The sequence below is a fragment of the Streptomyces actuosus genome, from assembly GCF_016921115.1.
Lineage (GTDB): Bacteria > Actinomycetota > Actinomycetes > Streptomycetales > Streptomycetaceae > Streptomyces > Streptomyces actuosus_A.
Genome location: NZ_JAFFZS010000076.1, coordinates 1 through 8,367, shown reverse-complemented (window position 1 = coordinate 8,367; position 8,367 = coordinate 1). Strand labels below are relative to the sequence as shown.

Sequence of the window (8,367 nt, the reverse complement as noted above, 5' to 3'; positions counted from 1 at the left end):
CTCCGCCGCGAAGGTCTCCAACTCACCACGCACCACAGCAATCTCGTCCGGAGTCACGCAGACTCAACGCCACGCCGGGCCCACAGGACACGCACCGCCACAACCAACCTGACCAAGCACTACTAGGCGCGGGAGCGCTTCTTGAACAGCAGCCGCGGCAGCGCGGCGGGGACCGGCCTGCGGGTGGTCGCCGGCGACGGCACGGGGGCCTGGGCCAGGGACTCGTCGGGCAGCGGCAGCACCGCGCCGCTCGGCTCCAGCCGCAGCACCCGGCACTCGCGTGCCCAGCGCTCCGGCATCGCCTCGCCGTCGGGCGCGTTGAGCCGCTTGCCCTTCAGCTCGGCGACGGCCGCCTGCCACGCCGCGGACCCGGGTGCCAGTTCGACGACCTGCGCGGTGAAGGAGACCAGTCGGCCGCCCTTGTCCTTGCTGCGGACGGTGACCTCGGCGCGGCCGCCGTCGGCCAGGCCGGGCAGCGGCTGCTCGCCGGGACCGTCGCCGACCAGACAGGCCGCGCCCTCGTGCCAGGCGTGCCACACGGCACGGGCGGTCGCGGTGCCGGTCCCCCGGACCCAGATCAGCCCGGACTTCTTCGTGGCCTCCTCGACGAGGGCCTCATCGAGCAGCTCGCTTGTCATGCGACCAGCCTAACCAGGGGTGCGCGGACCGAGTACTACAGCCAGCCGTTGCGCTTGAGGGTGCGGTGGATGCCGAGGCAGAGAGCCACCGTTACCGACAGGATCACCGGGTAGCCGTACCTCCAGTGCGTCTCGGGCATGTGGTCGAAGTTCATGCCGTACACCCCGCACACCATCGTCGGCACGGCGATGATGGCGGCCCAGGACGTGATCTTCCGCATGTCCTCGTTCTGCGCGACGGACGCCTGTGCGAGGTTGGCCTGGAGGATCGAGTTGAGCAGTTCGTCGAAGCCGACGACCTGCTCCTGGACCCGGGCGACGTGGTCGGCGACGTCCCGGAAGTACTTCTGGATGTCGGGGTCGATCAGCCGCATCGGCCGCTCGCTGAGCAGCTGCATGGGCCGCAGCAGCGGCGAAGCGGCCCGCTTGAACTCCAGGATCTCCCGCTTGAGCTGGTAGATCCGGCCGGCGTCGGTGCCGCGCGGGGTGCCCTTGCGGCCGGGCGAGAACACGTCGGTCTCGACGGCGTCGATGTCGTCCTGGAGCGCGTCGGCGACCGCGATGTAGCCGTCGACGACGTGGTCGGCGATGGCGTGCAGCACTGCCGAGGGGCCCTTCGCCAGCAGTTCCGGGTCGTCCTGGAGGCGGTGGCGCAGGGCGCGCAGGGAGCCCTGGCCGCCGTGCCGGACGGTGATGAAGAAATCCCGCCCGGTGAAGCACATGACCTCGCCGGTCTCCAGGACCTCGCTGTTGGCGGTCAGTTCGTCGTGCTCGACGTAGTGGACGGTCTTGAAGACGGTGAACAGGGAGTCGTCGTACCGCTCCAGCTTCGGCCGCTGGTGCGCCTGCACGGCGTCCTCCACGGCCAGCGGGTGCAGCCCGAACTCACCGGCGATACCGGCGAACTCCGCCTCGGTGGGCTCGTGCAGGCCGATCCAGACGAAGCCGCCGTCGCGCCGCACCCGGCGCATCGCCTCGTGCGGGGTGAGCGGCTGGTCGGTGGCCAGGCGGGCGCCGTCCCGGTAGATGGCGCAGTCGACCACGGCCGACGCCGCCGCCGGGCCGCGGGCGGGCTCGTAGACGGTGTCGTAGCCGCGGCCGCCCTGGTGCTTGCGCAGGGAGGGACGGGCGGGGCGGACCGCGGACCGCAGGTCGCGGATCATCGACATGGCAGGGCTCCTTCGCGGCGAGAGCAAAGAAAGTCCGCCACGACGGCTGGAACTGCCCGGAATGAGGACGTCCTCACGTCGGATGTTTGGCACGTCCACAAAGCGGGGAGCACCGCACCGTCGCGGTGGCGAGCTTCGCTACTGACTGAGATCAGGCAAAACGAAACGAAGTGCTCTTCCGGAGCGGGCGAGCGCGAAAGGCGGGAAGCCAGGGCTGGAGCCGGAGCAACTGCGTCAACGGGCGGAAGAGCGAGTGGTACTGCACGGTCGACTTCGATCCATGACAGCCCCACCTCCTCCGGCCGGTCCCTCGTAAGGGAGTCCCATCGGCGTCGGGGCCGGACCGCGACGCTGCTGCGTGCTGCCCCGACCGGCCAAGAGTATCAGCCGACCGCAGTGTCAAGGCGCGGCTTTGCCCCGTACTGACGAGTTCTATGCTCGCCGCATGGCTGATGTTCTTCCGCTGGTCGAGGCTCGGTTGCGCACCGCGCTGGGTGAACCGGACGCGCGTGCCGCGGTCACCTTCCTCGGCGCCGACCGTATCGAGGTGCTCCGGTTCCGGGGCGAATCCGAGGAGGGTGCCGTCGTCCGCTACGCCACACTCGGCATGTCCGCGCAGCCCATGACGGACCCCACGGCCATGGTCGCCGATCCTGTGGAGGGGCCCCGCGCCGAGCTGCTGCTGACGGTCCGCCCAGGGGGTGCCGACACCGACAAGGTGCTGCGCCCGCTCGCCGTGCTGGCCGCGTCTCCGCAGGTCGAGGGCCTGGTGGTGCTGCCGGGCGCGTCGCTGGACGTGGGAGGGCCGCTGTGGCCGGGCGCCCCGTTCACCTCGGTGCTCGTGGCCGAGCCGGGCGGCCTCGTGGAGGACCTGGAACTCGACGACCCGATGGATCCGGTGCGCTTCCTCCCGCTGCTGCCGATGACTCCGAACGAGGCCGCGTGGAAACGCGTCCACGGCGCCCAGGCGTTGCACGAGCGGTGGCTGGCGAGCGGGACGGATCTCCGGGACCCGGCCCGGAGATCCGTCCCGCTGGAGTGAGGAACATCACCAACCGGCCAAGGGGAAGCGGAAGTTGGTTTCGACCGCGGTCGGGTGCGCGGCTCAGGTGGAGAACACCGTGACCGCGTCCTCGGTGGCGTGCTGCGGCCGTAGCACCCCGGCGTCGTGCGTGAGCGCGTCGCGCCGTACGAGAACCACGAGCGCGCCCGCCACCGCGGTGGCCGCCGCGACCGCGAACGGGACGTGGAGGTCGCTCCACTGCTCGATCTTCGGCGCCAGGTACGGCGCGGCGGCCGCCGCGAACCAGCGCACGAAGTTGTAGCCCGCGCTCGCCACCGGGCGCGGGGCGTCGGAGACGCCGAGGGCCAGCTCGGTGTAGACGGTGTTGTTGACGCCGATGAACGCGCCGGACAGGACGGTGCAGACGATCGCGGTGCCGCGGTCGCCGTAGCCGAGGGCGAGCACGTCGGCCGCGAGCAGGAGCAGCGAACCGCCGAGCACCTTCAGTGAGCCGAACCGCGCCTGCAGGCGAGGGGCCGCGATCACCGAGAAGACCGCGAGCAGCACACCCCAGGCGAAGAAGACCGCGCCCGACCTGTACGGCGTCATGTTCAGCACGAACGGCGTGAAGGCCAGCACCGTGAAGAACGTGTAGTTGTAGAAGAACGCGGACGCCGCGGCGGAGGCGAGCCCGCCGTGGCTCAGCGCCTTGATCGGGTCCAGCAGCGAGGTCCTGCGGGCCGGTTTCGGCTGCTCCTTCAGGAACGCCGTGATGCACGCGAAGCCGACGGCCATGAGGAGGGCGGTGCCGAAGAACGGGTAGCGCCAGCTGGCGTCGCCCAGGGAGGCGCCGATCAGCGGGCCGCAGGCCATGCCGAGGCCGAGGGCGGACTCGTAGAGCAGGATCGCCGCGGCGCTGCCGCCCGCCGCCGCGCCGACGACGACCGCCAGGGCGGTCGACACGAACAGGGCGTTGCCCAGGCCCCAGCCGGCCCGGAAACCGACCAGCTCACCGACCGAGCCCGAGGTGCCGGCCAGGCCGGCGAAGACCACCACGAGCGCCAGACCGGCCAGCAGGGTCCTCCGGCCGCCGATGCGGCTGGAGACGAAGCCGGTGAGCAGCATGGCGACCGCGGTGATCAGGAAGTACGAGGTGAACAGCAGAGAGACCTGACTGGGCGTCGCCTCCAGACCCCGGGCGATGGACGGCAGGATCGGGTCGACCAGCCCGATCCCCGTGAAGGCGACGACCGACGCGCCGGCGGTGGCCCAGACCGCCTTGGGCTGTCGCAGGATGCCGCCGGCACCCGCGTCGAACGGGTCCATGTCTTCTCCCTCCAGTAAGTTAGCAACTCTAATGGGTGTAGAATACATGCAATGGGGTTCCAGCCGGACGGGTGATCGTCCTTGACGGGACGCGGCAGGGGTAGGACCGTGGGGCCCTATGAGGGGCGAACCCAGTTGCCCGAAGTGTGGTGGCCGGGTCAGGGCTCCCGGCCTCTTCGCCGATTCCTGGCAGTGCGACGTGCACGGCACCGTGTATCCGCTGCAGCCCGTGATCCCGCCCAGCGTCGAGGCCCTCAGTGTGGTCGTGCACCGCACGCAGGTCCCGGTGTGGATGCCCTGGCCGCTGCCGGTCGGCTGGCTGTTCACCGGCGTGGCGTACGCGGGTGACGACCGCAGTGGAGGTCGTGCCACGGCCGTCGCGTGCAGCGGACCCGGCCCGCTCGGTGGCGTCGGCGAGCTGATCCTCGTCGCCGAGGAACTCGGCGTCGGCCTCGGTGCGCGGTACGCCGGCATCGACGGTCCCGACCCGGGGCCGTACCTGGACGTCGAGAAGCCGCCCCAGGCCAAGGTCCTGGCGGCCGGCCGTCCGACCCCGCTCTGGCTCGTCTCCAAGACGCCCGACGACCGCGCCGTCTTCGCGGGCGAGGCCCTCGGTATGTGGCTGTGGGCGGTGGTCTGGCCGGAGCAGTCGGGGATGCTGATGTACGACGAGCTGGTCCTGACCGATCTGCGGGACGCAGGGGCGGAGGTGGAGCTCGTGCCGTGCGGTGCGCTGTCGCCGCGCCTGCTCAAGCCGTAGCTGTTGGAGTCGTGGCCGGAGCGGGAGTCGTGGCCGGAGCTGTGGCCGTCGCCGTCGTCATGGCGGTGGCCCCGGATGTTCCGTACCGCGCAGGGGGTCGCGCGCGCCCGGCGTCCCGGGCCCCGCGTTCCCGGGGGTTCTCGCTTCTCCGGGTCCCCTCTCCGGGTCCCCGCGGTCGCGACACCCTGAGGTCCCGGGGGTCCGGCCGGGAGGGGTGGGGGAGTCCCGGTGGCCGGGGGCGGGGCTCCTGCGGCCCAGGAGGAATGCCCCGTGGTCCCGGGTGAGTTGCCCGGGACCACGCATGTAAGGGGCGCTGGGCGGTGCGGGTGTGACAATCGGGCTGGCAAATCCGGTTATCCTTGGGTGTCCCCGTCCCTCCGTCCTCGCCTGGAGTCAGCGTCGTGCGCATCGATCTGCACACCCACTCCACTGCGTCCGACGGTACGGACACCCCGGCCGAACTGGTCCGCCGCGCCGCAGCGGCCGGTCTGGACGTCGTCGCGCTGACCGACCACGACACCACGCGCGGACACGCGGAGGCCCTCGCCGCTCTGCCCCAGGGGCTCACCCTGGTCACCGGTGCGGAGCTGTCCTGCCGGGTCGACGGCGTCAGCATGCACATGCTGGCCTATCTCTTCGACCCCGCCGAGCCCGACCTGCTCGCCGAGCGCGAGCTCGTCCGGGACGACCGGGTGCCGCGGGCCCGCGGGATGATCGCCAAGCTGAACGGACTGGGTGTGCCCGTCACCTGGGAGCAGGTCGCCCGGATCGCCGGCGACGGGTCCGTGGGGCGGCCGCACATCGCCACCGCCCTCGTCGAGCTCGGCGTCGTGCCGACCGTGAGCGACGCCTTCACCCCGGCGTGGCTCGCCGACGGCGGGCGTGCCCATGTGGAGAAGCACGAGACCGACCCCTTCGAGGCGATCAGGCTGATCAAGGGTGCGGGCGGCGTCGCCGTCTTCGCGCACCCCGCCGCGAGCAAGCGCGGGCGCACGGTCCCGGAGTCCGTGATCGCCGAGTTGGCCGCTGCCGGCCTGGACGGCGTCGAGGTCGACCACATGGACCACGACGAGCCGGCCCGGGCCCGGCTGCGGGGACTCGCCGAGGACCTGGGGCTGCTGGTGACCGGCTCGTCCGACTACCACGGCAGCCGCAAGAGTTGCGTGCTCGGCGAGTACACGACCGACCCCGAGATCTACGGGGAGATCACCCGGCGGGCGACCGGGGCGTTCCCCGTGCCGGGGGCCGGCGGGGCCTGAGTCCGTTCTCCCCCCGTCCGCTCACCCTCTCCACTTCACCGGCAAGGCCCTCATGTTCGACGTCGCCGTCTTCGGCTCGCTCTTTTTGACCCTGTTCGTCATCATGGATCCCCCTGGGATCACCCCGATCTTCATCGCGCTCACCGGGGGCCGTCCGGCCCGCGTGCAGAAGCGGATGGCGCTCCAGGCCGTCTGTGTGGCCGGTGGGGTGATCACGGTGTTCGGCCTGCTCGGCCACCAGATCCTCGACTACCTGCACGTCTCCGTGCCCGCGCTGATGATCGCGGGCGGACTGCTGCTCCTGCTCATCGCCCTCGACCTGCTCACCGGCAAGACCGACGAGCCGAAGCAGACCAAGGACGTGAACGTCGCCCTCGTCCCGCTGGGCATGCCGCTGCTCGCCGGTCCCGGTGCGATCGTGTCCGTCATCCTCGCCGTGCAGAAGGCCGACGGCGTGGCCATGCAGGTCTCGGTGTGGGCCGCGATCCTCGCCATCCACGTCGTGCTGTGGCTCGTGATGCGCTACTCGCTGCTGATCATCCGGGTCATCAAGGACGGCGGCGTGGTGCTGGTGACGCGGCTCGCGGGCATGATGCTCTCCGCGATCGCGGTGCAGCAGATCATCAACGGCATCACCCAGGTGATCCACGGCGCCTGAGGCCCCGGGGTGTGCGGTGGACGCGGGCGCCGCACACCGGGCGGCGCGCACAAGCGGGAGAGCCCCGTACGGCGTCGATGCCGTACGGGGCTCCTGAAGCTCCCGGCCGCGGTCCTGCTCTCCGGTGGTGTCCCGGTTCCGGTGCGTTCCGTCGCCCCGGTCGTCCCTGCCGCGCCTCGGTGTGCTGGTGTCGCGCTGTTACGAGGCCGCGTTCTCGGCCGGGCGGATCCACAGGCGCTGACCGATCGAGGCGGCCTGCTGCACGATCCGGTTGACGGAGGCGGCGTCCACGACGGTGCTGTCCACGGGTGTACCGTCGACGTCGTCGAGTCGCATGATTTCGAAGCGCATGGTGGCTTCCCCTTCCTCTCGCGTTCCGTAGGAGTCAACACGGCCCGTGTTACGAACATTCCCTACGCTAAAGAAATTTTTCGAACGACTAATTACTAGCCAGTAAGAGGATCGAGTGGGGAAGTTCCGGGACTGAACGGGACCGGTTGTGTTCGTAGCGTGACCACCGGGACAATGGAGCCGATGAACGACGACCTCGCGGCCCTGGCGGCCCGTATCGACCGCACGAACGAGCTGCTCCAGCGCATGCTCGCCGAGGTGGCCAAGACACCCTCCACCCATGCGATCTTCGTCGACGCGGGATATCTCTACGCCGCCGCGGGCCGGCTGGTGGCCGGCACCGAGGACCGCCGCGCCTTCGACCTCGACGCCGAGGGCCTGATCGAGGCCCTCATCGACCGGGCGCGCACGATCTTCGCGGACAGCCGGCTGCTCCGCGTCTACTGGTACGACGGCGCCCGGCGCCGCATCCACACCGCCGAGCAGCAGTCCATCGCGGAACTGCCGGACGTCAAGGTCCGCCTGGGCAACCTCAACGCCAACAACCAGCAGAAGGGCGTCGACTCGCTGATCCGCAGCGACCTGGAGTCCCTCGCCCGGCACCGCGCCATCAGCGACGCCGCCCTCCTCGGCGGCGACGAGGACCTGGTGTCTGCGGTGGAGGCGGCGCAGGGGTACGGCGCCCGGGTCCACCTGTGGGGCATCGAGGCGCCGGAGGGCCGCAACCAGGCGGAACCGCTGCTGTGGGAGGTCGACAGCGAGCGCACCTTCGACCTCGAGTTCTTCAAGCCGTACGTGTCCCGGCGCACGGCGGCCAGCTACGAGAGCTCCACCTCCGCCCGGCCGACCCGCGAGGACGTCCGCTTCGTCGGCGCCCAGATCGCCGCGAAGTGGCTGGCCGCGCGGGGCCGCGAGACGCTGGCCGAGCTGCTGCCCGGCCATCCCTATCTGCCCGGCTCGGTCGACCAGGACCTGCTCGTGGAGGCGGAAGGCCTGCTGCAGTACTCGCTGCGCGGCCAGGCCGACCTGCGGCGGGCACTCCGGGACGGCTTCTGGGAGCACCTGCAGACCCAGTTCTAGTAGTGCTTGGTCAGGTTGGTGTGTGGGTGGGTATGTCGCGGTGGCAGGTGGGGCAGGCGCCGGTCCAGGTCGCGAGGAGTGTCTGCAGCTCGCGGACGACGTGGTAGAGGCTCAGGCCGGCGC

The 8,367-nt window shown here is 70.9% G+C and carries 9 protein-coding genes; 5 read left to right on the top strand and 4 right to left on the bottom strand.

The features are described from left to right. Window positions 1-122 precede the first annotated feature (122 nt). Together JS756_RS35390 and JS756_RS35385 are read right to left on the bottom strand one after the other, a co-directional pair. On the bottom strand, window positions 123-638 hold the full coding sequence (locus tag JS756_RS35390; RefSeq protein ID WP_205387376.1) for a hypothetical protein: 516 nt from the start codon (window positions 636-638) through the stop codon (window positions 123-125). A gap of 35 nt (window positions 639-673) precedes the next feature. Then, entirely contained in the window at window positions 674-1,807 is a 1,134-nt protein-coding gene (locus JS756_RS35385) for a magnesium and cobalt transport protein CorA (protein ID WP_205387375.1), read from the bottom strand. A 445-nt stretch (window positions 1,808-2,252) separates the two neighbouring features. Here JS756_RS35385 and JS756_RS35380 point away from each other — a divergent pair, with 445 nt between their 5' ends. Beyond that, window positions 2,253-2,849, top strand: coding sequence for a suppressor of fused domain protein (locus tag JS756_RS35380; RefSeq protein ID WP_205387374.1), 597 nt, complete (start codon window positions 2,253-2,255; stop codon window positions 2,847-2,849). Window positions 2,850-2,912: 63 nt separating this feature from the next. Here JS756_RS35380 and JS756_RS35375 read toward each other — a convergent pair whose 3' ends face one another. Then, window positions 2,913-4,136 carry an MFS transporter gene (locus tag JS756_RS35375; RefSeq protein ID WP_205387373.1) on the bottom strand — a complete coding sequence of 408 codons (1,224 nt, stop codon included), beginning with the start codon at window positions 4,134-4,136 and terminating at the stop codon, window positions 2,913-2,915. 118 nt (window positions 4,137-4,254) lie between these two features. Here JS756_RS35375 and JS756_RS35370 point away from each other — a divergent pair, with 118 nt between their 5' ends. The 3 genes from JS756_RS35370 (at window position 4,255) to JS756_RS35360 (ending at window position 6,813) form a co-directional block, all read left to right on the top strand. Further along, complete coding sequence (locus JS756_RS35370) at window positions 4,255-4,896, top strand: DUF6758 family protein (protein ID WP_205387372.1); 642 nt, start codon at window positions 4,255-4,257, stop codon at window positions 4,894-4,896. Between the two features lie 401 nt (window positions 4,897-5,297). Beyond that, entirely contained in the window at window positions 5,298-6,155 is an 858-nt protein-coding gene (locus tag JS756_RS35365) for a PHP domain-containing protein (protein ID WP_205387371.1), read from the top strand. A gap of 52 nt (window positions 6,156-6,207) precedes the next feature. Then, window positions 6,208-6,813, top strand: coding sequence for a MarC family protein (locus JS756_RS35360; protein ID WP_205387370.1), 606 nt, complete (start codon window positions 6,208-6,210; stop codon window positions 6,811-6,813). Between the two features lie 198 nt (window positions 6,814-7,011). Here JS756_RS35360 and JS756_RS35355 read toward each other — a convergent pair whose 3' ends face one another. After that, entirely contained in the window at window positions 7,012-7,164 is a 153-nt protein-coding gene (locus tag JS756_RS35355; RefSeq protein WP_205387369.1) for a DUF8834 family protein, read from the bottom strand. A gap of 183 nt (window positions 7,165-7,347) precedes the next feature. Between JS756_RS35355 and JS756_RS35350 the strand changes: the two genes are divergently transcribed. Next, window positions 7,348-8,244: an NYN domain-containing protein gene (locus tag JS756_RS35350; protein ID WP_205387368.1), complete on the top strand. Its 897-nt coding sequence runs from the start codon at window positions 7,348-7,350 to the stop codon at window positions 8,242-8,244. Window positions 8,245-8,367: the final 123 nt, after the last annotated feature.

What these genes read in the sequence shown, in the direction of transcription:
- JS756_RS35390 (WP_205387376.1), bottom strand. Translation starts at nt 638, where the DNA reads ATGACAAGCGAGCTGCTCGATGAGGCCCTCGTCGAGGAGGCCACGAAG.
- JS756_RS35385 (WP_205387375.1), bottom strand. Translation starts at nt 1,807, where the DNA reads ATGTCGATGATCCGCGACCTGCGGTCCGCGGTCCGCCCCGCCCGTCCC.
- JS756_RS35380 (WP_205387374.1), top strand. Translation starts at nt 2,253, where the DNA reads ATGGCTGATGTTCTTCCGCTGGTCGAGGCTCGGTTGCGCACCGCGCTG.
- JS756_RS35375 (WP_205387373.1), bottom strand. Translation starts at nt 4,136, where the DNA reads ATGGACCCGTTCGACGCGGGTGCCGGCGGCATCCTGCGACAGCCCAAG.
- JS756_RS35370 (WP_205387372.1), top strand. Translation starts at nt 4,255, where the DNA reads ATGAGGGGCGAACCCAGTTGCCCGAAGTGTGGTGGCCGGGTCAGGGCT.
- JS756_RS35360 (WP_205387370.1), top strand. Translation starts at nt 6,208, where the DNA reads ATGTTCGACGTCGCCGTCTTCGGCTCGCTCTTTTTGACCCTGTTCGTC.
- JS756_RS35355 (WP_205387369.1), bottom strand. Translation starts at nt 7,164, where the DNA reads ATGCGCTTCGAAATCATGCGACTCGACGACGTCGACGGTACACCCGTG.
- JS756_RS35350 (WP_205387368.1), top strand. Translation starts at nt 7,348, where the DNA reads ATGAACGACGACCTCGCGGCCCTGGCGGCCCGTATCGACCGCACGAAC.